Genomic DNA, 26,523 nt, shown 5'->3' on the forward strand with positions numbered 1-26,523 from the left:
CGAGCCAGGTCATGGCCTTGGCGGCGATCGGCTTGTTGGACTCGCCGAACTCGCGGTTCTGGACCAGCAGCGACGCGGTCAGCGGATGGGCGTGGCGCCAGTACATGGCCACCGGAATCATGAGCTGGAACTCGATGCGCCGGACCCACATGTCGGTGCGCGCCTGGCTCAGGGCGCAGCTTCCGAACAGCGGCGGCGTCGGGTGCAGGGCCTCGAGGTAGCGGCAGATGGCGACGCTCTCGCTGATCGTCTCGCCGCCGTCGAGCTCCAGCACCGGCACCTGGCCCAGGCTGTTGCGCGCCTTGTGCTCGGGCGACTTGTGGCCGCCTTCGCGCATGCCGACCCGGATCTCGGGCAGGTCCAGCCCCTTCTCCGCCGCGAAAATCCGCACGCGGCGAGGATTGGGCGCGGGACTGGCTTCGCCGTAGAGCTTCATGGGGCGTCTCCCAGGGCGTTTGCGCGGCCTGTCTCGACCACTTCAAACGAACGTTAGAATTGGCCGACGCGTTTGCACAGGGCAAACATACGGCGAGCGCACGCCCGCACGGGGCTGTCGCGCGGCCACGAACCTTGTTAGGCGTGGTCGGGATTAAATGGGGCATGGCGATGGATCAGTTTTCGGCCACGGACGCGGCGCTGTCTGGCTTTCGTCTGGTGCGCGAGCACCTGAAGACGGTGGGCATATGGGCGGTGCTGATGACGATCGCCTCCGTGATAGTCAGCATCGCCACCATCAAGTTCGCCGGCCCTCAGATGGCGGCGATGCTGGAGCTCAGCGCCGAGCCGAACGGCGATCCCCAGGCCACCCTCAAGGCCATGGAGGGCATGGGGCCGATGTTCCTGTTCTCCGCCGTCTACAGCCTGGTGATCTATTCGATCCTTTTGGCCGGCGTTAATCGCCTGGTGTTGCGGCCTCAGGATGGGGCGAGCGCCCATCTGCGCATCGGCGCCGACGAACTGCGGCAGGCCGCGGTGCTGGTTCTGGTCAACCTGATCCTGCTCGCCGCCTATTTCGGCTTGGTGATCGTGGCGGGCATTGTCATCGGCATCGGCATCGCCGTCGGCGGAGCTCCAGTGGGCGTGATCCTGGGCGTCATGGCGTTCGCGGCCGTGCTGGCGGCGATGATCTTCCTGGCCGTGCGGCTGTCGTTCGCGGGCGTCCTGACGTTCGACACGCGCAAGGTCAGCATCCGGGACTCCTGGACCCTGACGAAGGGCCGGTTCTGGCCGCTGTTCGGCTCGTACTTCGTCGCGCTGGTCCTAGCGTTCGTGGTCTACGCCCTGTTGCTGGTGATCATCGCGGTGATCGGCGCCAGCCTCGGCGGCGGCCTCGCGGCCATGGCCGACGCCTTCAAYCCCGACATGAGTTCGCTGGCGTCGTTCTTCACCCCGGCCGGCATCGTGCGGACGCTGTTCTCGGGCGTGCTGTCGATCCTGGTGCTGCTGATCGTCTTCGCCCCGGCTCCGACCATCTACGCCCAGCTGAAGGGGCGAGACGTCACCGAGACCTTCGGCTAGGGGGCGTTCCTTGGGAGACTTCGGCTTCGCGCGCGCCGCGTTCGCGGGCTTCGACCTGCTGCGCCGCCGCCCGGCGGCGACGCTGGGCCTGGCCCTGATCGGCGTGCTGATCAGCTTTGGCGGTCGGATCATGTCGATCGGCTACGTCCACCTCCAAGTCTTCAAGGAGACCGCGGCGCTCACCAACACGGTGCTGGCGACCGTCTTCATGTTCATCGCGATCATCGCGACGATCGCGATCATCGGGGCGGCCGTCGCCCGTCTCGGCGCTAGATCGGATCTCCGGGGTGTCGGGCTTCGATTGAGCGGCGACGAAGCGCGTCTTTTCCTGCTGACCCTGCTGGCGTTTCCGGGCCTGCTGATCGTGCTGCTGGCCGTGGCGATCGCATCGGCGATCGGCGTGGCGACGGGCCTCGTCGCCGGTCCGGGCCAGGACGCGCTGATGTGGACGGCGATTACGGTCGGCGCGATCGGGTTGTTCGGCCTCGCCAGCCGGGTGTGGCCGGCCGGCGCCATGACCGTGCAGGCCGGGGAGATGCGGCTGCGCGCCGCGTGGCGGATGACGCGCAAGCGGCCCTGGAAGACCTTCGCTGCCTTCACCCTGGCGACGTCGATGGCCCTGCTGATCGGCCTCGGCGGCAACATCGCCCTGAACGACGCCATGGGGAAGCTTCCGGCCATGCGATGGACCGCCTACCTGCCCATGGTCGCCGCGCTGAAGTCCGGCTTTCACCCTTTCCAGCTGGGGCACCTGCTTCTGCAGGGTCTGATTTTCGGCCTTGGGGTCGTCCTGCAAGCCGCGCCGGCGACGGTGATCGTCGGGGCGTTGGCCGAAGACCGCGCGTCCGACCAGGCCGCCGTCTTCGACTGAACTTACGCCCGCTTGGCCGCCTTCAGCGCCGCCACGCGTTCCAGCCGCCGCTCTTCGTGGCGGGCCAGCACGTCCTTCAGATAACGACCGGTCCAGCTGGCCTCGACCTTGGCCACGTCCTGGGGCGAGCCCACGGCGACGATCTCGCCGCCGCCGTCGCCGCCTTCCGGACCGAAGTCCAGCAGCCAGTCGGCGGTCTTCACGACGTCGAGATTGTGCTCGATGACGATCACGGTGTTGCCCTGGTCGACCAGCTCGTGGAGCACCTCAAGCAGCTTCTTGGTGTCCTCGAAGTGCAGGCCGGTGGTCGGCTCGTCGAGGATGTACAGCGTGCGGCCTGTGGCGCGCTTGCTGAGCTCCTTCGACAGCTTCACCCGCTGCGCTTCGCCGCCCGACAAGGTGGTGGCCGGCTGGCCGACCTTGACGTAGCCCAGGCCCACGCGCTTGAGCGTTTCCATCTTGTCGCGGATCGGCGGCACCGCCTTGAAGAACTCGGCGGCCTCCTCGACGGTCATGTCGAGCACCTCGGCGACCGTCTTGCCCTTGAACAGGATGTCGAGGGTCTCGCGGTTGTAGCGCTTGCCCTTGCAGACGTCGCAGGTGACGTAGACGTCGGGCAGGAAGTGCATCTCGATCTTGATCAGGCCGTCGCCCTGGCAGGCCTCGCAGCGGCCGCCCTTGACGTTGAAGCTGAAGCGGCCCGGGCCGTAGCCGCGCGCCTTGCTCTCCGGCAGTTGGGCGAACCAGTCGCGGATCGGCCCGAAGGCGCCGGTATAGGTGGCCGGGTTCGAGCGCGGGGTGCGGCCGATCGGGCTCTGATCGATGTCGATGACCTTGTCGAAGTTCTCCAGCCCCTCGATCCGCTCGTGCGAAGCCGGGGCGTCGCTGGCGTTGTTCAGGCGGCGCGCGGCGGCCTTGTACAGGGTCTCGATCGTGAAGGTCGACTTGCCGCCGCCCGACACGCCGGTGATGCAGGTAAAGGTGCCGACCGGGATCGAGCCGGTGACACCCTTCAGGTTGTTGCCGGTGGCGCCGACGACTGTCAGCATCTTCTTCTTGTTGATCGGCCGGCGCTGTTCAGGCACCTCGATCTCGCGGACGCCGGTCAGGTACTGTCCGGTGATGCTGTTGGGATTGGCCATGATGTCGGCCGGCTTGCCCTCGGCGACGATCTCGCCGCCGTGCACGCCCGCCGCCGGGCCCATGTCGATCACGTAGTCGGCGGTGAGGATGGCTTCCTCGTCGTGCTCGACGACCAGCACCGAATTGCCCAGGTCGCGCAGGCCCTGCAGCGACTGCAACAGGCGCGTGTTGTCGCGCTGGTGCAGGCCGATCGACGGCTCGTCCAGCACATAGAGCACGCCGGTCAGGCCGCTGCCGATCTGGCTGGCCAGGCGAATGCGCTGGCTCTCGCCGCCCGACAGGGTGCCCGAGCCACGCGACAGGTTCAGGTAGTCCAGGCCCACGTCGACCAGGAACCGCAGGCGGTCGTTGATCTCCTTCAGGATCCGCCGGGCGATCTCCATCTGCTTGTCGGAGAGGTGGCCTTCCAGCGCCGTGAACCAGTCGCGGGCCGGACGGATGGCTAGGTTCGAGACGGCGGCGATGTCCAGGCCGTGGATCTTCACGGCCAGGGCTTCGGGCTTCAGGCGCTTGCCGTGGCAGGCCTCGCAGGGGGTGTCGGACTGGTAGCGGCCCAGCTCTTCACGGACCCACGACGAGTCGGTCTCGCGCCAGCGGCGCTCCAGGTTCGGCAGCACGCCCTCGAAGGGCTTGGCCACCTCGTATTTGCGGGCGTTGTCGTCGTAGACGAACTTGATCTTCTCGCCCTTGGAGCCCTGCAGCACGATCTGGCGCGCGCTGTCCGGCAGCTTGTGCCAGGGCTCGTCCATCGAGAAGCCGTAGTGGCGCGCCAGGGCCTGCAAGGTCTGGGTGTAGAGCGGCGACGGCCCCTTGGCCCACGGCGCGACGGCGCCCTTGTGCAGCGTCTTGTCCTTGTCCGGGATGATCAGGTCGGCGTCGAAGGCCAGCTTGGCGCCGAGGCCGTCGCAGGCCGGGCAGGCCCCCGCCGGGTTGTTGAACGAGAACAGCCGCGGCTCGATCTCGGCGATCGTGAAGCCGCTGACCGGACAGGCGAAGCGTTCGGAGAACAGCAGCCGGCGCGGCTCCTTCTCGCCTTCTTCGACATTGGCCCACTCGGCCACGGCCAGGCCGTCGGCCAGGCGCAGGGCCTGCTCCATCGAGTCGGCCAGGCGCTGCTCCATGCCCGGCTTGGTGACGATGCGGTCCACGACCACGTCGATGTCGTGCTTGAACTTCTTGTCGAGGACCGGGGCGTCCTCGATCGGATAGAATTCGCCGTCGATCTTCAGCCGCTGGAAGCCGGCCTTCTGCCACTCGGCGATCTCCTTGCGGTACTCGCCCTTGCGGTCGCGCACGACGGGCGCGAGTAGGTAGAGGCGCGTGCCTTCCGGCAGGACGGTGATCTTGTCGACCATCTGGCTGATGGTCTGGCTCTCGATCGGCAGGCCGGTGGCCGGCGAATAGGGAATGCCCACCCGCGCCCACAGCAGGCGCATGTAGTCGTGGATCTCGGTGACGGTGCCCACCGTCGAGCGCGGGTTGCGCGAGGTGGTCTTCTGCTCGATCGAGATGGCCGGCGACAGGCCCTCGATCAGGTCCACGTCCGGCTTGCTCATCAGTTCCAGGAACTGGCGAGCATAGGCCGACAGGCTCTCGACGTAGCGGCGCTGGCCCTCGGCGTAGATGGTGTCGAACGCCAGGGAGCTCTTGCCCGAGCCCGACAGGCCGGTCAGCACGACGAGCTCGCCGCGCGGAATGTCGACGCTGACGTTCTTGAGATTATGCTCCCGCGCGCCGCGCACGCGGATGAAGTTCAGTTGTTCAGCCATGTTTTCCGGAACGCGTGAGGCCGTGATGGGAGCCACGGCGAGACGGCTATATGTAGGGCGCAGAGCGGCGATTAACACAAGAACAAGGTGCGAACAAATGTCGCTGTGGCGGCAGGTGGCCGCAGACTGCTGACATCAGGTGTCAGCAGGGCCCGGAGGGCGCGGTTCGCATCGACCCGGGAGCGGTCAAGCTTCACGGCTGCCCGCGTTCCTGCGCGACCAGATGAAGCTGTGCAACGTCCTGACCGACGACGTGAAGAAGCGCTACGGCGGCTAGAGCCGCGCCGCCGCCAGGATCGGACCGCCGTTTCTGGCCTGCACGAGCACCGCGGTGCGCAGGGCCTGATCGGCCGGCGGCATGGCGGCGAAGACCACGGGAGCGCCGTTCCAGCCGCCCAGCCGGGTCAGCTCGCGCACCACGTCGCGGTGCGGCAGGGTCTTGCCGTTGTTCTCGCCGCGCTGGATGGCCACCTGCTGGACACGCGGATCGTAGCGCACCAGCCAGACATCGGCGCCGGCCTTGGGCGCCTGGCCCGCCCCGATCTCGACCCGGCCCCGCGACAGGGCCACCGTGGCGTCCATGGCCGGACGGGCCCGGCGCAGGGCCAGCTCCACCTCGCGGACGTTCGTGCCGATCAGGTCCTCGCGGCCTTCGACCACCATCTGCGGCGTGCCCAGCTGGGCGCCCAGGCCGCGAGCATAGGCCTTCTGTCGGTCGGTGTAGGCCGTCTTGGCGAAGGTGTCTTTCCAACCGAGCTGGTCCCAGTAGGTGACGCCGAAGCTCAGGGCCAGGACGTCGGGCCGGTCGGCGATGGCGTTAAGATTGGCGTTGGCCGGCGGGCAGGACGAGCAGCCCTGGCTCTGGAACAGTTCCAGCACCACGGGGCGCTGGGCGGAGCCGCCCGTTCCGGGCAGCGCCGAGGCGCCGACCGCGACGGCCAGGGCCGCGCCCGCCGCCAGGCCGCCCCAGGCCATCTTCCGCATCGTCGTCCGTGTCATTGGGATCGCGTCCTTGTTGATCGTCGAGGATCAGTTCGCGGCGGGACGGCCCAAGGTTACAGCGTTCACGAACAATAAACCGCCTTTGGAAGCGCGACCTTCAGCACCGTCGTTGTCTAACGGGGAGCAGGCCGCGCATCGGGCGCGCCGCACGAGGATGATCCAGCGTGGCCAAGGCGGCGGCGAAAGAGCCAGCAAAGACGACCCCGGCGCCCGTCAAGGGCAAGGCCGGCAAGGTCGCCAAGGTTGCTCGCCAGCGCTCCGAGATCGACGACATCATCACCCTGGTCGTCTGCATCGCCTGCACGATCTGGGCCTTCAAGATGATCGTCAGCCTGGGCGCGCTGAGCTTCTAGCCGGCGCCCTAGAGGGCCGGGCGTCTCCCTAGATCAGTCGTCATTTCCGCCCTTATGGCGGCAACCCCTCTATCCGCCGCAAGGGCAGGGGCGTTGCGCGCCATCGCGCCAAGGCTTCTCACGGTCAGATGAACCAGGGTTCCGGCCACAAGGGCGGGAATGACGACGAGGAAGAGGTTTTTCGCCTCTATGCCAGCGTCGCCGCCGCGCCTTCGGGCTGGCCGCTAAGGGCCGCGTCCAGGGCGGCGACCAGGCGTTGGGCCGCGATGGGCTTGGCCACGAAGCCGTCCATGCCGGCGGCCAGATAGCGGTCGGTCTCGTGGGTCAGAACGCTGGCGGTCACCGCCAGGATCGGCGTGCGGATCCGGCCCTCTGCCGCCTCGCGGGTGCGGATCACCCGGCCGGCCTCCAGCCCGTCCATGCCGGGCATGTGGATGTCCATCAGGATGGCGTCCCAAGGGCCGGCCTCCCACATCGCCACCGCTTCGTGGCCGTCGCGCGCCACGCCGCAGGCGACGCCCATGTGGCCCAGCATGGCCTGGAGGACGGTGCGGTTGGTGGCGTTGTCGTCGACGACCAGCATTCTCAGCTCGCCTTCGGCCTCCGGCGCGTCGTCCGTCACGGCGGGCGCCGGTTGGACCAGCGGCGTCAGGACCGGGCAGGGCGCCTCAAAGGTGAAGCTGGCGCCGCCGCGCGCCGGGCTCTCGAAGCCGATCTCGCCGCCCATCAGCGTGACCAGCTCACGGCAGATGGCCAGGCCCAGGCCGCTGCCGCCGGTGCGGCGCGTGCTGGAGCCGTCGATCTGGACGAACTTCTCGAAGATCTGGGCGCGGCGAGCCTCGGGCACGCCCATGCCCGTGTCGCTGACCGTGCAAACCAAGCGCGCGGCGTCGCCGCCGATGCGCACGGTCACCAGGCCCGCGTCGGTGAACTTGATGGCGTTGGAGATCAGGTTGCTGAGCACCTGACGCAGCCGCGCGCCGTCGCCGTCGCGCCAACCGCCGGCGCCGGCGTCGATCTCCAGGGTGAACTCCAGGCCCTTGTCGTGCGCCAGGCCGCCATAAAGCTGGCGCAGGGTGTCCGCCAGGGCGTCCAGGTCGAACGGGGCGCGGACGATCTCCATCTTGCCGGCCTCGATCCGCGAGATGTCGAGCACCGCGTTGATCACGTCCAGCAGTGTGGCCCCGGAGTCGTGGATCATCGCCAGGCGAGCGCGCTGATTGGTCGACAGCACGTCGCGCTCCATGGCCTGGGCCATGCCCAGTACGCCGTTCAGGGGCGTGCGGATCTCGTGGCTCATGGTCTCGAGGAACTCGGTCTTCACGCGGCTGGCGGTCTGGGCGACCACCATCAGCTCCTGGGCCTCGGTGCGCAGGCGGCGGTTTTCCTCGAGCTCGGCCTCGAGCTTGCGATTGAGGGCGTCGGAGGCCAGGCGGGCCCGCAGCTCGCGCATCACCGCGCCGCGCATCAGGGTCGACATGCCCAGGGCGGCGAAGGCGCCGGCCACGCCGATGAAGCCGTACTGGCCGACCAGGTCGCCGGGCGCGTTGCGGGCCATCACCACCAAGCCGACGATCGCCGCGCCGACGCTGACATAGGCCACGCGCCGGGTCGGGGCCGAGGTGGCGAACACCAGGGCCATCAGCACGAAATAGACCAGCTTGGCGGGTTCGAAGTGGACGGTCTGGTAGGCCGCGACATTGGCCATGAAGAGGGCGTTCATCGCCAGGGCGGCGGCTTCCAGCGCGGGCATTTCGGGCGGGTTGGTCTTCAACCGGCGCCAGAGCCAGAACCCGGCCCCGGCGGCGACGACCGCCAGCCCCTCCAGAACGACCAGGGCCATGCCCTTTTCGTAGAAGGGATGCGACAGGCTGATCACGCAGTAATAGGCCGCGGCGGCCACCAGATAGCCGCGCATGATCGGCACGTACGATCCGACGATCTCGCGCGAGGGTATCGGTTCAGGCCTGCCGGTCGTCCGCTTCATGAGCCCCCGCGCGCTGTTAGCCCCCCTGGCTAGAGCATATCGTAGGAGATCAAGGTTAAGTTGCGATTGAGACCGCTACCGCTCTCTGCCGATACTTGGGCCGATACTTAGGCGGCGCGGTCGATCCGCGCGGCGTAGCAGCCTGGCCTGGCGTAGTGGGCGTGCAGATAGGCCACGCCGGGGTTTTCCAGCATTCGCTCGATCACTGGCGCGGCGACCGAGCCCTCCACCACGTCGGCGTCGCGCAGCATGCCGGCTGCGTCGAATCCGCGCAGCGACAGCAAACGGCGGCGCAGGGCCGGAGGCAAGGCGTCGGTGGTCGTCGCCGGAGCCTGGGCGGCTTCGCGGACATAGATGGCGTGGCGCGAGCGGAACGGGGTGTCGGCGGCCTGATGCTCGTGGTTCAGCAGGATCAGGGTCTCGCCGGGCGCCGCGTCCTCCAGGGTGACGCGGCAGGGAAAGGCGAACGGCGCGTCGGCGACGACGCGCAGCATGCCGCGCTCGGCCAGGGCCGCGTCGTCCAGGGCGAACAGCGGCGTGAACGGTTCGATCGGCAGGCTGGAAACGGTGAACGACATGGCGGGCTCCTCTGACGGTGAGCCCGTTCTGGCGCCGCTCGGAGCAGTCAGACACCCGATCCTTGCGGTGGTTGGAAACTTGCCGAACGCCGGTCGATCGCCTAGTTAGTCCGTGCCCGAAACCCCGGGCTCACCGATGGAGGCCACCATGGACATTGCGATGGACGACCGTTTCGCCCTTCCCACTGACCTGACCGTGGTTTCGCATGCCCGCCTTCATCACCCTGGATTCCGTTCGCGCCGACACGCCTGACGGCCACGTTCTCTTCGACAACCTGAACCTGACGATCGGGGCCGAACGCATCGGCCTGGCGGGTCGCAACGGCGTGGGCAAGTCCACGCTGCTGTCGCTGATCGCTGGGACCCGCGCGCCCGTCTCGGGAACGGTCAGCCGCGCCGGCGTGGTCGGGGTGCTGCCGCAACTTCACGCTCCGCCGCCGGGCGCGCGCCTGGCCGACCTGCTGGGTGTCGGTCCCGCCTGGGACAGGCTCTGCCGCATCGAGGCGGAGGAGGGGACCGAAGAAGATCTCGTCGAGRCCGACTGGACCCTGCCGGGCCGGGCCGCCGCCGCCCTGGCCGAGGTCGGGCTGTCGCGCTGGGACGCCTCGCGGCCGGCGGCCCAGCTCAGCGGCGGCCAGATGACCCGCGCGGCCCTGGCCGGCCTGCTGATCGCCGCGCCCGATGTCATGTTGCTGGACGAGCCGACCAACAATCTGGACGCCGGCGCCCGCGGCCTGCTGGCCGACGTGCTGCGGCGCTGGAAGGGCGGGGCGGTGGTGGTCAGCCACGACCGCGCCTTGCTGCGCGGCATGGACCGCATCGTCGAGCTGACCAGCCTGGGCGCGACCAGCTACGGCGGCGGCTACGACCTCTACGCCGAGCGCAAGGCCCAGGCCGTGGCCGCCGCCGAGCACGACCTGGAGGCGGCCGAGCGCCAGGTGCGTCAGGCGGCCCGCGCAGGTCAGGCCGCCCGCGAGCGCAAGGCGCGCCGCGACGCCGCCGGCCGCAGGTTCGCCGCCAAGGGCAGCGAGCCCAAGATCCTGCTGGGCGCCCAGGCCGAGCGGGCCGAGAACACCGGCGCGCGCGAGGGGCGGCTGGCCGATCGCGCCGCGCAGGACGCCGCCCAGGCCCGCGAGGCCGCCGACGCCCGGGTCGAGCGCCTGCGCCGCCTGGCCTTCGACCTGCCGTCCTGCGGTCTGCCCGCCGGGCGGACGGTGCTGGAGTTCGACGAGGTGAGCTTCGCCTATCCAGGCGGACCGCCGGTGCTGTCGAGCCTGAGCTTCCGCCTGGCGGGTCCCGAGCGCGTGGCCCTGATCGGCGGCAACGGCGCGGGAAAATCGACGCTGATCCGGCTGGCGACGGGCGGGCTCGAACCCGTGTCGGGAGCGGTGACGCGCGGCGTGCGGGCGGCCTTGCTGGATCAGCGCGCGGCTGTGCTGGACGAGACCCAGACCATCCTGGAGAACTTCCGCCGCCTGAACCCGGCCGCCGGCGCCAATGACGCCCACGCCGCCCTGGCGCGGTTCCTGTTCCGCAACGTCGCCGCCCACCAGACGGTGGCCACGCTCAGCGGCGGCGAGCGCCTGCGCGCGGCCCTGGCCTGTGTGCTGATGGCGGTCGACCCGCCGCAACTGCTGATCCTGGACGAGCCGACCAACCACCTGGATCTCGACTCCGTCGAGGCGGTGGAAAGCGCTCTGGCCGGCTATGACGGCGCCCTGCTGATCGCCAGCCACGATGAGGATTTCCTCGAAGCGGTGGGCGTGGAGCGGCGGGTCTTGCTCCAGATGTGATCAGGTACACGTTACGGTTTGTTGCTAATCACTCTCAACAGCAGTTATACGGCGCCATCTTCTGAACTGTCGGGGCGTCGATCAACATGCGGACCATCTCCACGAGCATCGGCCGTCGCGCCTCGGCCCTGGCCGGCCTCAGCCTGCTGGCCCTGAGCGTCGCGACCGCGGCTCATGCCCAGGACGCCACCGACGTCGATCAACTGGTGGTCACGGCCACCCGCACGATCCTGCCAGCCAGCGCCCTGCCGCTGACCGTCGACGTGATCGACTCCGAGGCGCTGTCGCAACAGGTCAGCGTCAGCGGCTCGATCGTCGACGCCGTCTCGACCCTGTCGCCGTCGTTCTCGCCCACCCGCCAGAAGCTGTCCGGCGCCGGCGAGACCCTGCGCGGCCGCTCGCCGCTGTACGCGATCAACGGCATCCCGCAGTCGACCCCGATCCGCGACGGCTCGCGCGACGGCTACACGATCGATCCGTTCTTCATCGACCGGGTCGAGGTGATCTACGGGTCCAACGCCCTGCAGGGCATCGGCGCCACCGGCGGCGTGGTCAACCAGGTGACGGTCGGTCCGCCCAAGGCGGACGGCGTCAGCGGCAAGGTCCTGACCCAGGTCACGACCGGCAAGGATCTGGGCGATAGCGTCGGCGGCAAGCTGGCCGGCCTGGTCGCCTGGCGCGGCGGCCAGTTCGACGCCACCGCCGGCGTCGCCTACGACGCGCGCGGCGCGTTCTACGACGGTGACGGCCAGCGCCTCGGCATGGACAACACCCAGGGCGACGTCCAGGATTCCAAGGCCCTGTCGTTCTTCGCCCGCCTGGGCTGGCAACTGGGCGACAACACCCGGCTGGACGTGGTGGCCAACCGCTTCGAGCTGAAGGGCGACGGCGACTACGTCACCACCACCATTTCGGCCACCAATCCCAAGCCCCTCACCAACGGCGACCGCACCTTCCACGTGCCGACCACCAGCTTCCGCGGCGTCGTGCCCGGCGAGCCGGCGGCCAACCGGGTCGAGACCGTGTCGGCCTCGCTGGTCAACAGCGACCTGGTGGGCGGCAACCTGATCGCCCAGCTGTTCTTCAACCGCTCGCGCGACACGTTCGGCGGCGACGTCAACGCCACGTTCCAGGACGTCAGCATCGCGCCGGCCGGCACACTGTTCGACCAGTCCTCGAACCGTTCGCGCAAGCTGGGCGCGCGGGTCAGCTACGAGCGCGCCGTTCCGGGGATCAAGGGCCTGACCGGCACCGTGGGCCTGGACACCATCAACGACCGCACCGAGCAGGTGCTGATCGAAACCGGCCGCGCCTGGGTGCCGCCGACCAAGTTCCAGAGCCTCGCGCCGTTCGTGCAGGGCAACCTCTCGCTGTTCGACGACAAGGTGCACTTCGCCGGCGGCGTGCGGTTCGAGAATGTCGAGCTGAAGGTCGACGACTTCACCACCCTGGCCTTCTACGGCGCGCGCAAGGTCGGCGGCGGCAATCCCGACTTCAAGGCGACCCTGGCCAACGGCGGCGTCGTGGTCGAGCCGGTCCACGGCCTGCGGCTCTACGCCAGCTACGCCGAGGGCTACACCGTGCCCGACGTCGGCCGGATCCTGCGCGGCATCAACATCGACGGTGTCGACGTCGACACCTATCTGAACATCGAACCGATCGTGTCCAACAACCGCGAGATCGGCGCCGAGCTGAAGCGCGGGCCTTTCGACGCCAGCCTCAGCTATTTCTGGTCGGGCTCGAAGCTGGGCCAACTGMTGATCAAGAACAGCGGCGGCATCTTCGACGTCCAGCGCCAGCGCGTCGAGATCGAGGGGCTTGAAGCCAACCTCAAGGCCCGCACGCCGATCCAGGGCCTGGTCGTCTCGGCCGGCTACGCCCACCTGAAGGGCCGCACCGACACCAACGCCGACGGCAAGGTCGACAAGAACCTGGACGGCGCCAACATCTCGCCGGACCGCCTGAACCTGGCCGCCGACTATCAGGGCGACAAGTGGGGCCTGCGCTTCCAGATCCAGAACTACATCAAGCGCGACATGCAGAACGCCCTCGTGAAGGACGACTTCTCCGGCTACACCCTGGCCGACGCCTTCGTGCRCTACGAGCTGCCAGTCGGGGCGGTGTCGCTGGGGGTCCAGAACCTGTTCGACGAGCAGTACATCTCGTACAATTCCGACACGACGGCGCCGGCCAACGACCGCTTCTTCGCCGGGCGCGGACGGGCCGCGACCCTGGGCTGGGAAGCGCGCTTCTGATGAAGATCGTCAGGCTTATCCATCGCTGGACGGGCGGGCTGATCGGCCTGCTGCTGGCCTTGCTGGGCCTGTCGGGCGCGTTGCTGCTGCACGAGGACGCCTTCCTGCGCGCCACCGTGCCGCACGCCGCCGACGCCCAGCGCCAGGACGCCGCCACGCTGGGCGCGGCCGCGACGCGGATCTTCGCCGCCGAGGATCGCCCGCGCTCGATCGTGCTGGCGACGCAGCGTCTTGGCCTGCACAAGCTGAGCTACAAGGACGAGCACGCGGCCTATGCCGACCAGAACGGGGCGATCGTCCAGAGCTGGACGTCGAACTGGGCCCGGCCCGAGGTCTGGCTGTTCGACTTCCACCATCACCTGTTCAACGGCGACACCGGCGAGATCTTCGGCGGGATCGCCGGTCTGGCGGGGCTGGGCTTCGTGGGCACGGGCCTGTGGCTGTGGTGGCCGACCCGGCGGATGTTCCATGTCCGGGCGTGGCCGAGGATGATGAAGCGGGCGGCCATCGTCCACCACCACCGCGACATCGGCGTGCTGGTGGCGCCGCTGCTGATCCTGTCGCTGACCACCGGGGCGGCGATGAACCTGAAATGGTTCTCCGACGCGATCCGGGCGCCGTTCTCGTCGGCCGCCACGATGAAGGCCGCCTCGGCCTTGCCGAAGATCAAGGGCGGCAAGCTGGCCAAGGACCTGGACTGGACGGCGGTGATCGCCCAGGCCCAGGCCCGCTATCCGGGCGCCGAGATCCGCACGATCGGCCTGCCGGCCAAGCCGGGCGGGCTGGTCTCGGTGCGGCTACGCCAGCAGGCCGAGTGGCTGCCCAACGGCCGCACCATGGCCTGGTTCGACCCGGCGACCGGCAGGATGGTCGCCGACCGCGACGCCCAGGGCTTGCCGCTGGGCTCGCGGATCGCCAATCTCGACTACCCGCTGCACGCGGCCAAGGTCGGCGGCCTGCCGTACCGGCTGGTGATGACGGTGTCGGGCGTGACCCTGACCCTGCTGGGCACGCTGGCGGTGGTGACCTTCTGGGGCAACCCGGTGGGCAACCCGAGGCGGCGGAAGAGGGCGGTGAAGGTTGTGTCGGTCAACGTGGTCGCCTAAGCGGTAGCCGCTCAACTAGCTGAAGCTTGAACCCGTCATTCCCGCCCTTGTGGCGGGAACCCCTTTATCCGTCGCAGGTGCGGGAGGGTGGCGCGCCAGCGCGCCAAGGCATCTCACCGTCAGCTGACCCAGGGGTTCCCGCCACAAGGGCGGGAATGACGAATAGTGAGGGGTCAGGCTTTCAGTGGCGCGAGTGAGGCCTGGCCGGTGAGATAAAGATCGGCGAGAGCATCGGCGGTTTGGCCGCTTTTGTCCTGCGTGACCTTTGTCAACAACACGATGACCTTGCGGCGATCGCGGGCTTCGACGGCGCTGACGAACTCGGCGGCGAGGCCTTTGGCGATCAGGGCGTCGGCCACATCCTTGCCACTGAAGAACCCCGCTGCCTTCACAGCCATGTCCCTACGCCCGCTGGTTCAGCGTGATCGCGGTGCCGTTCTGACGATAGGCCGCGCCCTGGGCGCCGGGGCCGTAGCCGGAGGCGGTGGGGCGTTGTTCGGCGACTTCCTGGGCGATGGCGCGGACCAGGCCTTCAGTCACGGTCTTGGCGGCGGTGACGGCGCGGCCCTGGCGAGCCAGGACGGCGTCGAAGGCCTCGGTGGCGCGCACCAGGCGCTGGCGGCGCTGCGGGCTGGCGCCCGACACCAGAGCGACATTGCCCCGCACCCGGGTCGACTCGTGGCGGTAGAGATTGGCCAGCTTGGCCACCTCGTCGACGTACTGCGCCGCCTCGTGCGGGCGGCGGGCCTCGAAGGCGCTGGACTGCCGGGCGATCAGGTCGGTCAGGCGTTCGGTCAGGATGATCAGCTGTTCGACGCGGTCGTCACAATCGGTGGCGTTCAGGGCCATGGGGTTACTCCTTCAGACCTTGCATCTTCAGCATTTCCTTCTGGATCGCGGCGGCCACGCCGATGCCGCCGGACTTGGAGACCTGCTTGGCCATCTCTTCGGCCAGAAGGGACTTGAACATGTCCTCGCCGGCCCCGCCGCCGCCGACCTCGGGGGTCTTCATGCCGGCGGTCATCGACTGCATCATCACCGACAGGAACGAGGCCTCGAACTTCTGGGCCGTCTCGCGAATCTTGCCGCGCTTCAGCAGTTCGGCGGTCGAGGCGGCGGTCTGGCCGACGGTGTCGATGGGCCCAACGGCGGCTGAGGAAAGAGCGCTCATCACATCACCTCGATGTCGGCTTGCAGGGCGCCCGAGGCCTTGATGGCCTGCAGGATCGAGATCATGTCGCGCGGGGTGACGCCCAGGGCGTTGAGGCCGCCGACCAGGCTCTTGAGCGAGGCGCCGCCGCCGAGGGTCAGCAGTTTGCGGCCGGTCTCCTCGTTGACGCTGACGGTCGACTGCGGAACGACCTTGGTCTGGCCCTGGCTGAACGGGGCCGGCTGGCTGACGGCCGGGTTCTCCTGGACCGAGATGGTCAGGTTGCCCTGGGCGATCGCCACCTGGCTGATGCGGACGTCGTCGCCYATGACGATCACGCCGGCCACCTCGTCGATGATCACCTTGGCGGGAGCGTCGGGCTCGACCTCCAAGTTCTCGATGTTGGTGATGAAACTGATCATGTCGGTGCCGGCCGGCGGGCGGATCGCGACGATGGTCGGGTTCTGGGCCTGGGCGCAATTGGGGAAGCGCTGGTTGATGGCGTCGGCGATGCGGCGCGAGGTGGTGAAGTCCGGATTGCGCAGGGTCATGCGCAGCACGTCCATGTTCACCATCTGGAAGCCGGTCTCCTTTTCGATGATGCCGCCGGCGGCGATCCGGCCCGCGGTCGGGACGCCCTTGGTGACCGAGCTGCCCGAGGCGCCGCCGGCCGAAACCGAACCGGTCTGCACCGAGCCCTGGGCCACCGCGTAGGTCTGGCCGTCGGCGCCTTGCAGCGAGGTGACCAGCAGGGTGCCGCCCAGCAGGCTCTTGGCGTCGCCCAGGGTCGAGACCGTGACATCCATGCGCGCGCCGGACGCCGAGAACGGCGGCAGGTTGGCCGTGACCATGACGGCGGCGGTGTTCTTGGTGTTGAGGTTGCCGTCGCGGACGTTGACGCCCTGGCGCTCGAGCATGGCTTCCAGGCTCTGCTTGGTCATCGGCGCGTTGCGCAGGCTGTCTCCCGAACCATTCAGGCCCACGACGATGCCGTAGCCGACCAGTTGGTTGTCGCGCACGCCTTCGAAGGCGACGWTGTCCTTGATCCGCGACTTGGCGTCGGCGGGAGAGGAGATCATCGCGACGGCGGCGAGGGCGAGGCCCAGAGCGGAAGCAAAGAATGAACGAGACATGGCGATCCTACGGCGGGGTGGCATCCCCGCGCCGTCCCATGCCAGAACCGGGCCAGTCTTTGTGTTATAAAAAGCTCAATGAAATCAGTCGGAAGGCGTGCATTTTCCGCCTGCGACATTCTGGTTCGGCAGATTCTGCCCGGCATTAACCATACCGCAAGCGCCGCCCAGCAAGATGTGGTTAACGGGGAGGGGGTGACTCCCTTGATCGTTAGTCGGAGCAGCGTTTCGTCATGAAGGTTTCCAGCACGGGGGGCGCGGGCGCGGTTGGCGCATCGCGGGCCAAACCGACGGGCGGCGGATCGGGGTTTTCCCTGCCTTCGGTTGGCGGCGCCAGCGCCGCGTCCGGGGTCGCCCAGACGGGCGGCGTGGCTGGGGTCGGATCGCTCGACGCCCTTCTCGCCCTGCAAGCGGACTTGGACCCGACCGAGCGCAAGCGCCGGGCGGTCAAGCGAGCCGGCGGCCTGCTGGACCTGCTGGACGCCCTGAAGCTGGCCACCCTGGACGGCGAGGTTTCGACCGGCACGCTCTCCCAGCTCAAGAACGCCGTGCGCCAGCACCGCGAGTCGACCGACGATCCCAAGCTCGAGTCGATTCTCAACGAAATCGAGACCCGCGCCGCCGTCGAGGCCGCCAAGCTCGAACAGGCCCGACTGGGCTGAAATCGCAGATGAAACCGTATCTTAAAGAACACGGTTCACTGAGTATCCCCAGGATCTGGTCGGTCATGCACGGCGCTGAACACGCCGCTCATGCGAGGTTCATTGAACCCGGCTATCGTTTTGGTATAAGCACCCAGCCTGACCAGGGCGGAGTTCATCGGGGCGTGAGGCGTTAATGCAAACGGCCACTGTTCTTAAGGTACCAGACTCGTATCGTCCTTCGGATGACGAGCCTTTCATGAACGAGCGTCAGCTTGAGTATTTCAAGCAAAAGCTGAACGCCTGGAAAGAGGAGATCCTCCGCGAATCTCGCGAGACGGTCGCCCATCTCCAGAAAGAAACTGAAAACCATGCCGACCTCGCCGATCGCGCGTCGTCGGAAACTGACCGGGCGCTGGAACTTCGCACCCGGGATCGTCAGAGAAAACTCATCTCCAAGATCGACCAGGCGTTGCGTCGGGTCGAGGACGGTTCCTACGGCTATTGCGAAGAAACCGGCGAGCCGATCGGTTTGGCGAGACTGGACGCGCGGCCCACCGCGACGCTCAGCCTGGAAGCCCAGGAACGTCACGAACGTCGGGAGCGGGTTCACCGCGACGACTGAGGGTTTCACCGACTTTCGACTGAATGTGTTTCAAGCGGCCTCGCCCTCACCCCGGCGGGGCCGTTTTCGTTCGGCCTTCCCCCTGTGGGGAGGTGTCGGCGAAGCCGACGGAGGGGGAGTGATCGGCCGCTAGCCGGATTTGCGATCGGCGTCCTAAAGCTCCCCCACCGATCGCTGCGCGATCGCCTTCCCCAGGGGGAGGGGCGGCTCACCACAGGCTCGCCGCCGCCCGTTCGGGCCAGGCCTTGTCGTACTCCGCCCCGCCGACCGTATCCTCGCTCATCGCCGCCAGCATCGCCCCCGGCGTGGGCAGGGATCGGGGATCCACCTGAGCCTCGGCCTTCCACAGGCCAGATCGAACGATCGCGCGGGCGCATTGGAAGTAGGCCTCGACCACCGTGACCACCAGGCAGGTGCGCGGCGCCTTGCCGTCGACCGCGAAGCTGACCAGCAGGTCGGGGTCGGCGCTGACCACCGCCCGGCCGTTGACCCGGAAGGTCGTGCCCGAGCCGGGGATCAGGAACATCAGCGCCACGCGCGGATCGCGGACCACGTTGCGCAGGCTGTCGATGCGGTTGTTGCCGCGCCGGTCGGGCAGGATCAGCGTCCGCTCGTCGTGGATGCGGACGAAGCCGGGCTGGTCGCCGCGCGGACTGCAGTCCAGGCCCTCGGGGCCGACCGTGGCCAAGGCGAGGAACGGCGAGGCCTCGATCAGGGCGCGGTAGTGCGGCGTGATGCGATCGGCGACCTTGACGGTCGAGGCCGAAACCGGGGCCGGCGTGTAGAGGGCTTCGAGCGCCTCGAGGCTGTCGATGACGTGATCGATGGCGGGCATGGACGGCTCCCCTTCAGGGCCGCCAGCATAGCGGGTGTCTGGGCCGGACGCCTAGACGCCGGCGGCCTGGACCATGGCGCAGGCCTCCGCCAGGCGATGGGGTGAGATCGGTTTGTCGACCACGGCGCGGGTGCGAGCGCCCAGCTGGTCGGCGTTGCCGGTGACATAGACCACGGGGATCGGTCCCAGCCGGGCGAGGATCGCGGCCACCGCCTCCACACCCGTGCCGCCGACGATGCGATAGTCGGCGGTGATCAGGTCTGGCGGATGCCTCAAGGCGCAGTCCAGCGCTTCCTGCGGGCTTTCCGCTATGTCGAAGCTGTCGAAACCTTGCTCTCCGAGCAGAGCCTCGACCTCCATTGCGATGAGGATCTCATCCTCGATGATCAAAGCATGTCTGTGGGACATGAGCACTGCACGCCACCGATTTTCAAATTCGTCCCTGGGCTTAGTAGAAGCCTATGATTCTGTTCTGCGCTAACGGTTTTTACGGTTCAGCTTGTCTAAAACGTCGCAGGGCTGCTGTTGCGTCTTGTTCGCAGAGCGCAAGATCTTCCAGGTGTTGTGTGTGATCACAAATAAAGACGCAGGTTCTTGTTGGTTTGGGGCGAAGTCAGGGATTTACCTTAGTTTATAAAACAAAGTCCGCCGACCGCCGGTCTCTTGCCTCTCCCTCGCCGATTTGCGCTATGCAGGCAAAAAACAAAACGCTCCGGAGCGCGCCCGCCATGTCGCAAGACACCCCCTCGACCCTTTCACCACTGATCCTCACCGAGAAGCGCGGCCATATCGCGATCCTCACCCTCAACCGCCCCGACGCGATGAACGCCTTGGGCGCGCCCGGCGACGGCGATCAGGTGGCGGCCGCCTGCGAGACGATCAACGACGACCAGGAGATCCGCTGCGTGATCCTGACCRGCGCAGGGCGGGCCTTCTCGGCCGGCGGCGACGTCAAGGCGATGAAGGCGCGGGAAGGGGCGTTCGGCGGCAACGGCGTCATGGTGCGCGACGGCTACCGCAAGAACATCCACCGCATCGTGCGGGCCATCTACGGCCTGGAGGTTCCGTCGATCGCGGCGGTCAACGGCGCGGCCATCGGCCTGGGCTGCGACGTGGCCTGCATGACCGACATCCGCATCGCCGCAGACACCGCCAAGTTCGGGGTGACCTTCCTGAAGCTGGGCCTGATCCCCGGCGACGGCGGGGCCTGGCTGATGCCGCGCACCATCGGCATGAGCCGCGCCGCCGAGCTGCTGTTCACCGGCGACGTCATCGACGCCGCGAAAGCCGAGGCCTGGGGCCTGATCAGCAAGGCCGTGCCGGCCGAGACGCTGATGGACGAAGCCCTGGCCCTGGCCGAGCGGATCGCCGTCCAGCCGCCCCATGCCCTGCGCATGGCCAAGAGCCTGCTCAAGCACGGCCAGACCGCCAGCTACGACACCTTGATGGAGATGAGCGCCGCCGCCCAGGCCATCGCCCACCACACCGAGGATCACATGGAGGGCGTCGACGCCATCCTCGAGAAGCGTCAGCCGACGTTCAAGGGGCGCTGACCATGGGCAAGGAAGCCAAAGGCGTCTGGGGCCAGCTCTCCGACGGCGAGAGCGACGGCAAGCTGGTGTGGGAGCCGCCCAAGCTGATCTTCCGCGGCGCGGTGCGCGGCATCTACCAGGGTCACGCCCTGCGCGACCTGAAGGTCGAGGGCGAGGACTTGGTGCTGACCGACGGCACCCGCTTCACCCTCGAACCGGGCGAGGCGGCCAAGTGGCTGCACGCCATCCAGAACCCGCCCGGCCGGTTGGACAAGCTGGGCGTCAAGGCGGGCCAGACGGTGGTGATCCAGGGTTTGGACGATCCGCAGTTCCTCAAGGAGCTGTCGGGGCGCGTTGAACCGGTCGAGGCCGAGGAGAACATCGACCTGCTGTTCCTGGGTGTCGAGGACCTGGCCGATTTCGATCAGCTGGAAGACTTGATCGGCGGGCTCGCGGCCAAGGGCGCGATCTGGATCGTCGCCGAGAAGGGCAAGGGCGCGCCGCTGAAGGACACCGAGATCCTGGCCGCCGCGCGCGAACAGGGCCTGGTCGACACCAAGGTCTGCGCCTTCTCCAAGACCCACACCGCGCTGCGCTTCGTGAAGCGCAAGGGCGAGGCGGTCAAGGCCGCGCCGGTGGATGACGACGAGGCGGGCTTCGACGACGATTGAGGCCTGACGCGGCGACCTCCCATCGGGTCCCGGCGCGCCGCGTGCGCGTGATCCACCTGATGGGGCCCGCCGGCGCGGGCGGCTAGGCTGGCGCGATCTGTCCAGGGTCAAACCCCAAGGTCCAGCCTCAAGGCCGCGCTGGACAAGGCGGCGACGGGTTCGCCCGAGGCCCTCGCGGCCATGGCCGACAAGGGCCGCGCCGACGCCCAGGCCTATGCCGGGCTGCTGTTCGTGTTCGGTCGGRGCAAGATCGCGCCGGATCCGCCGCGCGGCTGCGCCTACGCCGCCAAGGCGGCCGGTGAGCGCCCCGACGCCATGCACCTGCGTGGGCGTTGCCTGCAGTACGGCCTGGCGGGCGGCGCGCCTGACCTGGAGGGCGCCAAGGCGGCCTACACGCGCGCCATGCAGATGGGTTATCTGAACGCCAAGTGCGCCCTGGGCCAGATGCTGATGGCCGAGCCGGCCTCGATCGCTCGCGGCGTGACGCTGTGCAAGGAGGCGGCTCGCGCCGGCGATAGCGAGGCGCAACTGGTGCTGGGCTCGGCCTACCTGAGCGGCAAACCCGTGGCCCGCGACCCGGCCGAAGCGCGCCAGTGGTACGAGCTGGCGGCCAAGCAGAATCCCCTGATGGCGGCCCGCAAGCTGGGCGAATTGTACGCCAGCGGCGAGGGCGGCAAGCGCGACACCAAGAAGGCGCTCGAACTCTGGACCGCCGCCGAGAAAGCGGGCGATCCGCTGGCTTGCATCCTGATGGCCGACCAGCTGTTCTCGGAGATGACGGGCGGCCGCAAGCCCGGCCCGGGGACCTATGCGTTCAAGGGCGGCGTGCCCGTCAAGGACATCGAGGTGGTCGAGCTGTGGTACCAGGCCGCGCTCGATCGCGATCCCCGGCCCGAGGTCAAGACCCGCGCCGACTACGCCCTCAAGCTTCTCCAGAGTTTCAAGACCGCCAACGTGTCGACGAAGAAGCCAAAATAGCCGCGCTGTCACGTGTCGCTATATCTAGGGACGTCTTCAATTAGACTCGCAACTCAAAATTGACTTACAAGCGAAGCGGCGATTTCGCCAAGTCAAAAGGGGGGCGACAATGCCCGACATGACCAGCTGCACCTTCACGGTGAACGACCAGGACGGCGGCGCGGACACGCGCAGTTTCGCGTTCAACACCACTCAGCAGGGCGACAAGTATTCGGTGCTCGTCACCAATGACGGCATCGGGCCCTACGGCGCCACGCTGAGCACCGGCACGCCCAACGCCACCTTGCCCAGCAACGGGGGCGCGCGGGTCAAGGCGACCGGCACGCTGAGCCTGCTGTTCGACAGCGCCAGCGACAAGAACGTGGTGATCACCTTCACGGGGACGCTCAACACCACCCATTCGACCAGCATGCAGAGCGTGATCATCGCCAGCTTCGACTGAGCGCCGATCGGGGCGCGCGCGGTGCGCGCGTCCTTTTTTCAGGTCAGGCCGCGACCTTGGCCTTCGCCGGCGCCTTGGCCTTGGAGAACTCCATGGTCCCGTCATCGACCTTGCCGTAGCGCAGGGCCACCAGATCCAGGGCGTAGTTCTGGTGCACCTTCCACGGCGTCTTGGCGCCCTGCTTGGGCAGGATCTTAAGGGCGCGCTGGACGTACCCCGACGAGAAGTCCAGCCAAGGCTCGATCTCCATCTCGCCTTCGGGAAGGCGCGGCGTGCAGATCTGGGCGCCCGTGCGGTCCATGCGGTTGAGCAGTCGGCAGACATATTCGGCGGTCAGGTCGGCCTTCAGGGTCCAGCTGGCGTTGGTGTAGCCGAAGGTCGAGGCCAGGTTCGGCACGTCGCTGAACATCATGCCCTTGTAGCTGGTGGTCTCGTGCGGCGCGACGCGACGGCCGTCGACGATCACCTCCATGTCGCCCAGCAACTGCATGCGCAGACCCGTGGCGGTAACGATGATGTCGGCGTCCAGGGTCTTGCCCGACTTCAGCAGCAGGCCGGTTTCCGTGAAGGTCTCGATCTGGTCGGTGACCACCGAYGAGGTTCCGGCCTTGATCGAGTCGAACAGGTCGGCGTCCGGCAYCAGACACAGCCGCTGGTCCCACGGATTGTAGCGCGGCGTGAAGTGGGTCTCGATGTCGTAGTCGGGCCCCAGATGGCCGCGCACCAGCTCCAGCAGCTGCGCCTTGGTCTTTTCCGGCTTCTTGCGGGCGATGTTGAAGAACAGCATCTGCATCAGCACGTTCTTCCAGCGCGTGATGCCGTAGGCGGTCATGGCCGGCAGCTTGGCGCGCAGCCAGTTGGCGACGCCGTCCTCGGCCGGGCGCGAGACCACATAGGTCGGCGAGCGCTGCAGCATGGTCACGTGGCCGGCGGTCTTGGCCATTTCGGGGGCCAGGGTCACGGCCGTCGCGCCGCTGCCGATCACCACGACCTGCTTGCCGGCGTAGTCGAGGTCCTCGGGCCAGAGCTGCGGGTGGACGATCCGGCCCTGGAACCGCTCGGTCCCCGGGAAGTCGGGCGTGTAGCCGGCCTCGTAATTATAATAGCCGCTGCACATCGACAGGAAGCCGCAGGTCAGCCGCACGATCGCGCCGTCGCGTTCGGCCTCGACGGTCCAGGTGGCGGTCTCCGACGACCAGCTGGCCCGCTTGACCTTGTGGCCGTAGCGGATGTGAGGGTCGATGCCGTTCTCGGCGGCGGTCTCGCGGACATAGCGCAGGATCGAGGGGCCGTCGGCGATGGCCTTGGCCTCACGCCACGGCTTGAAGGCGTAGCCTAGGGTGTACATGTCGCTGTCGGACCGGATGCCCGGATAGCGGAACAGGTCCCACGTGCCGCCAATCGCCGTTCGCGCCTCGAGGATGGCGTAGCTCTTCTTCGGACAGTCGCGCTGCAGGTGGTAGGCCGCGCCGATGCCCGACAGGCCGGCGCCCACGATCAGTACGTCGAAATGCTCGATGGCCATCGTGCCTCCGCCCTGCGTTCACCCGGTCCGGTGGTCCGGACGCTCGCGTATGTGAACATTGTTCACTAGCAAACGACCGTTTCGGCCATCCGTCAACCGCGGCGTCGCGAGCGCCTGCGGCGGCGATGATCGGTTTTGATTGCAAACCTTCATCGGCGACGCGTATGCGGTCTTCCCATGTCCCTGCGCGATTTCGGCGTGCTGGTCCTGGTCTGCCTGGTCTGGGCCTGCAACAACATCATCTCCAAGATCGTGGTCGCCCACTGGGGCGTGCCGCCGCTGTTCTACGCGGCGGTGCGCTTCGCCATCGTCGCGGCGGTGACCCTGCCGTGGCTGCTGCCCGCGCCGCGCCCGACCTGGCGGATCCTGGTGGTCGGCCTGCTGATGGGGGCGGGCAACTTCGCCCTGCTGTTCATGGGCTTCAAGACCGCCTCGCCCTCGGCCTCGGCGGTGGTGATCCAGCTGGGCGTGCCGTTCACGACCCTCCTGTCGATGCTGATGCTGGGCGAGAAGGTGCGCTGGAAGCGCGGCCTGGGCATCGCCCTGACCCTGTCGGGCGCGGTGGTGGTGATGTGGAACCCGCACGGCCTGCAGCTGTCGCCGGGCCTGTGGTTCATCGTCGCCTCGGCCTTCACCGGCTCGTTGGGGGCGGTGATGATGAAGCAGATCGAAGGGGTCAAGCCGCTGCAGTTCCAGGCCTGGGTCGGCGCCACCTCGGTCGCGCCCCTGGCCCTGCTGAGCCTGGCGATCGAGCCGGGCGGCCCGGGCCTGGCCCTGGCGGCCGGCTGGCCCTTCCTGGCGGCGCTGCTGTTCTCGGCCCTGATCGTCTCGGTCCTGGCCCACACCGCCTATTACGGCCTGATCCAGCGCCACGACGCCAATCTGGTGGCGCCGCTGACCCTGATGACCCCGCTGATGACCATTGGCMTGGGCGTTCTGATCACGCACGATCATTTCGACGCGCGGATGGGAATCGGCACGCTGCTCGCGCTAGTGGGTGTGCTGATCATCGCCCTGCGCAAGAACCAGGTGATGCCGCTGCTGATGCTGACGAGGAACCGTTCTCAATGACGCCAATCGACGCCCCGTCGCCGAACTTCGACGCCCGCAAGAGCGTCCCCGACTGCGTCGTCCTGCACTACACCGGCATGGAGACCGGCGAGGCCGCCTTGGCGCGGCTGTGCGACCCGGAAGCCAAGGTCTCCGCCCACTATCTGGTCGAGGAGGACGGTCGGGTCTTTCGCCTGGTGCCCGAGGAGCGCCGCGCCTGGCATGCCGGGGCCGCCTTCTGGAAGGGCGTCAAGGACATCAACTCGGCCTCGATCGGCATCGAGATCGTCAATCCCGGCCACGAGTTCGGCTATCGCCCGTTCCCCGACGCCCAGATCGCCGCGGTGATCAACCTGCTGGCCGACATCCGCTCGCGCTGGACGATCGACGACGACATGATCATCGGCCATTCCGACATCGCCCCCGGCCGCAAGATCGACCCGGGCGAGCTGTTCCCCTGGAAGCGGCTGGCCGAGGCCGGCCACGGCCTGTGGGTCGAGCCGCCGCCGTCGCCCGGCGCGCCGCTGGGGCAAGGGGAGGAAGGCACGGGAGTCTTCGCCCTGCAGGCCGGCCTGACCCGCCTGGGTTACAACTGTGCGCCGTCCGGCAAGTACGACGAGTGGACCACGACCGTGGTCGCCGCGTTCCAGCGGCACTGGCTGCAGAGCCGCTTCGACGGCGTCGCGGACGGCGAGACCCGGGCGCGGCTGGTGGCCCTGCTGCGGGCCGCCGCCTGATGCATCCGGCCAAGCCGTTCCACGTCGATGACCGCGAGACGCTGCTGGCCTTCATCCGCCAGCATCCGTTCGTGACGATCGCGGCGGCGGTGGGCGGCCGGCCCTTCACGGCTCAGGCGCCGGTGGTGATCCGCGAGCTCGACTTCGGTGAGGTGGCGCTGGACTTCCACCTGTCGCGCGGCAACGCCCTGGCGCCGTACGTGGTCCAGGGCTTCCGTGCCGTGGCCCTGGCGACCGGCCCGGACGCCTATGTCAGCCCCGACTGGTATGGCGGCGAGGACCAGGTCCCGACCTGGAACTACCTCTCCGCCGAGGCCGAGGGCCTGGTCGCGCCGCTCAGCGACGAAGAGTTCGTGGCCCTGCTCGACGATCTCTCGGCCCAGGAGGAGGCGCGCCTTTCGCCCAAGACACCCTGGACTCGCGACAAGATGAGCCCCGGCCGCTTCGAGACCATGATGCGCGGCATCATCGGCTGCCGTCTCAGCGTCGAGCGGCTGGAAGGCACCTGGAAGCTGTCGCAGAACAAGAGCGCCGCCGACCGGGCCGGCGTGGTCAAGGCGCTGGGCGATCATCCGATCGCGGACCTCATGAAGGCGCACAACGCTTGACCCCGAGGGCGCGGAGCGTCACTTAGGCCCCGGACCAGATGGTCGGGCGGCCGCGGCATCTTCGGATGTCGAGGAAAGTCCGGGCTCCACGGTGACAAGGCGGCGGGTAACGCCCGCCGGGAGCGATCCCAGGGATAGCGCCACAGAAAGCAAACCTCCTCCCTTCGGGGCGGGAAGGGTGAAAGGGTGGGGTAAGAGCCCACCGCGGACCTGGCAACAGG

At 68.1% G+C, this 26,523-nt stretch carries 27 protein-coding genes and 1 other RNA gene; 16 read left to right on the forward strand and 12 right to left on the reverse strand.

The features are described from left to right. Nucleotides 1-436 (reverse strand): glutathione S-transferase (locus tag AC1DZ6_RS02725; RefSeq protein ID WP_477095658.1); only part of this gene is annotated, 436 nt, incomplete at its 3' end. Between the two features lie 170 nt (nt 437-606). Between AC1DZ6_RS02725 and AC1DZ6_RS02730 the strand changes: the two genes are divergently transcribed. Then, nucleotides 607-1,518, forward strand: a complete 912-nt coding sequence (locus tag AC1DZ6_RS02730) for a hypothetical protein (RefSeq protein WP_477095659.1) — start codon at nt 607-609, stop codon at nt 1,516-1,518. 130 nt (nt 1,519-1,648) lie between these two features. Then, nucleotides 1,649-2,389, forward strand: a complete 741-nt coding sequence (locus AC1DZ6_RS02735) for a hypothetical protein (protein ID WP_477095660.1) — start codon at nt 1,649-1,651, stop codon at nt 2,387-2,389. Between the two features lie 2 nt (nt 2,390-2,391). On the opposite strand, the gene uvrA is transcribed toward AC1DZ6_RS02735, so the two are convergent. Next, entirely contained in the window at nt 2,392-5,301 is a 2,910-nt protein-coding gene (gene uvrA / locus AC1DZ6_RS02740; protein WP_477095661.1) for an excinuclease ABC subunit UvrA, read from the reverse strand. A 273-nt stretch (nt 5,302-5,574) separates the two neighbouring features. Continuing rightward, on the reverse strand, nt 5,575-6,300 hold the full coding sequence (locus AC1DZ6_RS02745) for a DUF1223 domain-containing protein (protein WP_477095662.1): 726 nt from the start codon (nt 6,298-6,300) through the stop codon (nt 5,575-5,577). Nucleotides 6,301-6,467: 167 nt separating this feature from the next. Between AC1DZ6_RS02745 and AC1DZ6_RS02750 the strand changes: the two genes are divergently transcribed. Further along, complete coding sequence (locus tag AC1DZ6_RS02750; protein ID WP_477095663.1) at nt 6,468-6,656, forward strand: hypothetical protein; 189 nt, start codon at nt 6,468-6,470, stop codon at nt 6,654-6,656. 187 nt (nt 6,657-6,843) lie between these two features. Here AC1DZ6_RS02750 and AC1DZ6_RS02755 read toward each other — a convergent pair whose 3' ends face one another. Both AC1DZ6_RS02755 and AC1DZ6_RS02760 read right to left on the reverse strand, forming a co-directional pair. Then, the gene (locus AC1DZ6_RS02755) at nt 6,844-8,643 is read right to left on the reverse strand and encodes an ATP-binding protein (protein WP_477095664.1); all 1,800 of its coding nucleotides are present in this window, start codon (nt 8,641-8,643) and stop codon (nt 6,844-6,846) included. A gap of 107 nt (nt 8,644-8,750) precedes the next feature. Next, nucleotides 8,751-9,221, reverse strand: coding sequence for a DUF1203 domain-containing protein (locus tag AC1DZ6_RS02760; RefSeq protein ID WP_477095665.1), 471 nt, complete (start codon nt 9,219-9,221; stop codon nt 8,751-8,753). 206 nt (nt 9,222-9,427) lie between these two features. On the opposite strand from AC1DZ6_RS02760, the gene AC1DZ6_RS02765 reads away from it, so the two are divergent. The 3 genes from AC1DZ6_RS02765 to AC1DZ6_RS02775 all read left to right on the forward strand — a co-directional run bounded on the left by AC1DZ6_RS02765 (nt 9,428) and on the right by AC1DZ6_RS02775 (nt 14,375). Continuing rightward, a complete protein-coding gene (locus AC1DZ6_RS02765; protein WP_477095666.1) occupies nt 9,428-11,014 on the forward strand; it encodes an ABC-F family ATP-binding cassette domain-containing protein in 1,587 nt (528 codons plus the stop codon). An 86-nt stretch (nt 11,015-11,100) separates the two neighbouring features. Continuing rightward, complete coding sequence (locus AC1DZ6_RS02770; RefSeq protein ID WP_477095667.1) at nt 11,101-13,269, forward strand: TonB-dependent receptor; 2,169 nt, start codon at nt 11,101-11,103, stop codon at nt 13,267-13,269. Continuing rightward, entirely contained in the window at nt 13,269-14,375 is a 1,107-nt protein-coding gene (locus AC1DZ6_RS02775) for a PepSY-associated TM helix domain-containing protein (RefSeq protein WP_477095668.1), read from the forward strand. Before AC1DZ6_RS02770 ends, AC1DZ6_RS02775 begins: the two co-directional genes overlap by 1 nt. Nucleotides 14,376-14,548: 173 nt before the next feature. Here the strand turns inward: AC1DZ6_RS02775 and AC1DZ6_RS02780 are convergent, their stop codons facing one another. The 4 genes from AC1DZ6_RS02780 to AC1DZ6_RS02795 are packed head-to-tail and all read right to left on the reverse strand — an operon-like array spanning nt 14,549 to nt 16,658. Then, nucleotides 14,549-14,773: a hypothetical protein gene (locus tag AC1DZ6_RS02780; RefSeq protein ID WP_477095669.1), complete on the reverse strand. Its 225-nt coding sequence runs from the start codon at nt 14,771-14,773 to the stop codon at nt 14,549-14,551. 4 nt (nt 14,774-14,777) lie between these two features. Next, nucleotides 14,778-15,224 carry a flagellar basal body protein gene (locus tag AC1DZ6_RS02785; protein ID WP_477095670.1) on the reverse strand — a complete coding sequence of 149 codons (447 nt, stop codon included), beginning with the start codon at nt 15,222-15,224 and terminating at the stop codon, nt 14,778-14,780. Between the two features lie 4 nt (nt 15,225-15,228). After that, a complete protein-coding gene (locus tag AC1DZ6_RS02790) occupies nt 15,229-15,546 on the reverse strand; it encodes a rod-binding protein (RefSeq protein WP_477095671.1) in 318 nt (105 codons plus the stop codon). Next, nucleotides 15,546-16,658 (reverse strand): flagellar basal body P-ring protein FlgI, encoded by a 1,113-nt coding sequence (locus AC1DZ6_RS02795; RefSeq protein ID WP_477095672.1) that lies wholly within the window; start codon nt 16,656-16,658, stop codon nt 15,546-15,548. Before AC1DZ6_RS02795 ends, AC1DZ6_RS02790 begins: the two co-directional genes overlap by 1 nt. A 233-nt stretch (nt 16,659-16,891) precedes the next feature. Here AC1DZ6_RS02795 and fliX point away from each other — a divergent pair, with 233 nt between their 5' ends. Further along, the gene (gene fliX / locus AC1DZ6_RS02800; protein WP_477095673.1) at nt 16,892-17,320 is read left to right on the forward strand and encodes a flagellar assembly regulator FliX; all 429 of its coding nucleotides are present in this window, start codon (nt 16,892-16,894) and stop codon (nt 17,318-17,320) included. Between the two features lie 175 nt (nt 17,321-17,495). After that, nucleotides 17,496-17,924: an RNA polymerase-binding protein DksA gene (gene dksA, locus AC1DZ6_RS02805; RefSeq protein ID WP_477095674.1), complete on the forward strand. Its 429-nt coding sequence runs from the start codon at nt 17,496-17,498 to the stop codon at nt 17,922-17,924. 208 nt (nt 17,925-18,132) lie between these two features. Here the strand turns inward: dksA and AC1DZ6_RS02810 are convergent, their stop codons facing one another. Together AC1DZ6_RS02810 and AC1DZ6_RS02815 are read right to left on the reverse strand one after the other, a co-directional pair. Further along, nucleotides 18,133-18,759, reverse strand: a complete 627-nt coding sequence (locus AC1DZ6_RS02810) for a pyridoxamine 5'-phosphate oxidase family protein (protein WP_477095675.1) — start codon at nt 18,757-18,759, stop codon at nt 18,133-18,135. Nucleotides 18,760-18,810: 51 nt separating this feature from the next. Continuing rightward, the gene (locus tag AC1DZ6_RS02815; RefSeq protein WP_477095676.1) at nt 18,811-19,167 is read right to left on the reverse strand and encodes a response regulator; all 357 of its coding nucleotides are present in this window, start codon (nt 19,165-19,167) and stop codon (nt 18,811-18,813) included. 320 nt (nt 19,168-19,487) lie between these two features. Here AC1DZ6_RS02815 and AC1DZ6_RS02820 point away from each other — a divergent pair, with 320 nt between their 5' ends. From AC1DZ6_RS02820 to AC1DZ6_RS02835, 4 genes are all read left to right on the forward strand, one after another. After that, nucleotides 19,488-20,312: a crotonase/enoyl-CoA hydratase family protein gene (locus AC1DZ6_RS02820; RefSeq protein ID WP_477095677.1), complete on the forward strand. Its 825-nt coding sequence runs from the start codon at nt 19,488-19,490 to the stop codon at nt 20,310-20,312. A gap of 2 nt (nt 20,313-20,314) precedes the next feature. Continuing rightward, nucleotides 20,315-20,962, forward strand: coding sequence for a DUF3052 domain-containing protein (locus AC1DZ6_RS02825; RefSeq protein ID WP_477095678.1), 648 nt, complete (start codon nt 20,315-20,317; stop codon nt 20,960-20,962). Between the two features lie 180 nt (nt 20,963-21,142). Next, nucleotides 21,143-21,940 carry a tetratricopeptide repeat protein gene (locus AC1DZ6_RS02830; protein ID WP_477095679.1) on the forward strand — a complete coding sequence of 266 codons (798 nt, stop codon included), beginning with the start codon at nt 21,143-21,145 and terminating at the stop codon, nt 21,938-21,940. Between the two features lie 109 nt (nt 21,941-22,049). Continuing rightward, complete coding sequence (locus AC1DZ6_RS02835; RefSeq protein WP_477095680.1) at nt 22,050-22,382, forward strand: hypothetical protein; 333 nt, start codon at nt 22,050-22,052, stop codon at nt 22,380-22,382. A 43-nt stretch (nt 22,383-22,425) separates the two neighbouring features. Here the strand turns inward: AC1DZ6_RS02835 and AC1DZ6_RS02840 are convergent, their stop codons facing one another. Next, nucleotides 22,426-23,907 carry a flavin-containing monooxygenase gene (locus AC1DZ6_RS02840; protein ID WP_477095681.1) on the reverse strand — a complete coding sequence of 494 codons (1,482 nt, stop codon included), beginning with the start codon at nt 23,905-23,907 and terminating at the stop codon, nt 22,426-22,428. Between the two features lie 177 nt (nt 23,908-24,084). On the opposite strand from AC1DZ6_RS02840, the gene AC1DZ6_RS02845 reads away from it, so the two are divergent. From AC1DZ6_RS02845 to rnpB, 4 genes are all read left to right on the forward strand, one after another. Then, nucleotides 24,085-24,978: a DMT family transporter gene (locus AC1DZ6_RS02845; protein WP_477095682.1), complete on the forward strand. Its 894-nt coding sequence runs from the start codon at nt 24,085-24,087 to the stop codon at nt 24,976-24,978. After that, nucleotides 24,975-25,694 carry an N-acetylmuramoyl-L-alanine amidase gene (locus AC1DZ6_RS02850; protein ID WP_477095683.1) on the forward strand — a complete coding sequence of 240 codons (720 nt, stop codon included), beginning with the start codon at nt 24,975-24,977 and terminating at the stop codon, nt 25,692-25,694. Before AC1DZ6_RS02845 ends, AC1DZ6_RS02850 begins: the two co-directional genes overlap by 4 nt. Beyond that, complete coding sequence (locus tag AC1DZ6_RS02855; protein WP_477095684.1) at nt 25,694-26,302, forward strand: FMN-binding negative transcriptional regulator; 609 nt, start codon at nt 25,694-25,696, stop codon at nt 26,300-26,302. The genes AC1DZ6_RS02850 and AC1DZ6_RS02855 overlap by 1 nt, the downstream gene beginning before the upstream one ends. Nucleotides 26,303-26,336: 34 nt before the next feature. Further along, nucleotides 26,337-26,523, forward strand: an RNA gene (rnpB, locus tag AC1DZ6_RS02860) — RNase P RNA component class A; the annotation flags it as partial.

The organism is Caulobacter sp. P1_B12_2 (assembly GCF_056406675.1).